The 1,087-nt window shown below is 75.1% G+C and carries 1 protein-coding gene and 1 pseudogene; one reads left to right on the forward strand and one right to left on the reverse strand.

What is annotated here, in order from left to right:
* The coding region (locus KZ820_RS21655) for a POTRA domain-containing protein (protein ID WP_308462307.1) at positions 1–617 on the reverse strand (617 nt) is incomplete at its 3' end.
* Between the two features lie 159 nt (positions 618–776).
* On the opposite strand from KZ820_RS21655, the pseudogene KZ820_RS21660 reads away from it, so the two are divergent.
* Positions 777–1,087 (forward strand): annotated as a pseudogene (locus KZ820_RS21660) (FecR family protein); the annotation flags it as partial.

Genomic DNA, 1,087 nt, shown 5'->3' on the forward strand with positions numbered 1-1,087 from the left:
CCGAAACCGTCCTGACGGACGTAGCGGGTGTCGGTCACGCGGATACCGGGCACGTCGCCGACCAGCAGCAGCGCGCGCTCGAGCATCTTCTGCGTCACCGCGCCGCGCCCGGTGAGCGCGTGGACCAGCAGCGTGTCGGCGGCCTCGCTGCGCGCGCCGATCACGCGCACCGCGTCGATGCGGCCGAGTTCGACCTCTACCGCGAGCACGCCGTCCGTCATCGGCTGCGCCGCGACCGAGGCGGTGGCGAAGGGATAGCCGCGCGCGCGCACCGCGCCCGCCACCTGGCCCGCGAGCGTCGCCAGCGCGGCACGGTCGAGCGCGCGGCCGATCACCGGCGTCACCGCGGCGGCATAGGCCGACTCGGGCACGCCCTCCGCGCCGAGCACATGTACCGCGCGCACCGGCGGGGTCAGCGTCGCGCCCGCGGCGGCGCGGCTGGCGGCGTCGACCTCGGTCGGCCGCGCGCGCTCGGGCTGCTCGAGCGAGGGCCGCGGCAGCGCGCGCGCCGCGATCGTCGGGTCGGCGCGATCGAGTGCGGTCTGCGCCGCGGTGGGCGTGCCCGCCAGCGCGGCGCTGCCCAGCAGCGTCAGGCGGATCGTGGATGTAGCTCGCATGCGGACGCCCCTGTTGTCGCGGCGCGGCCTAGGCGGGGGCGGGTTCCGATTTGGTTACGACGACCGCGGCATTTCGCTAACCATCCGCTCTAAGTTGTTCGCAACGCTCTGCTTCTACTCGGCTGAGTCGGCACGCCTGGCGGGCCGAGGGAGAATCACATGCGTAAGCCGATCCTGGCGCTGCTCGCCGCCTCCACCGCTGGGCTCGCGCTGCCCGCGAGCGCCGGCCCCGCCGGCTGGCGGATCAGCGAGGCGATGGGCGACGTGCAGGTCACGCGCGCGGGCGTGTCGAAGGTCGCCACCCGCGGCAGCGCGATCGCCGCGGGCGACACCGTCACCACTGCCAAGGGCGCGCGCGCGGTGCTGGTGCGCGGCACCGAGTTCATGCTGGTCGCGCCGGGCTCGCGGCTGACGCTGCCCGCCGCGACCGAGGCCAAGGGGATGACGCGGATCGTCGAGGAGTTCGGCAA

It is taken from the genome of Sphingomonas citri (assembly GCF_019429485.1).
Classification (GTDB): domain Bacteria; phylum Pseudomonadota; class Alphaproteobacteria; order Sphingomonadales; family Sphingomonadaceae; genus Sphingomonas; species Sphingomonas citri.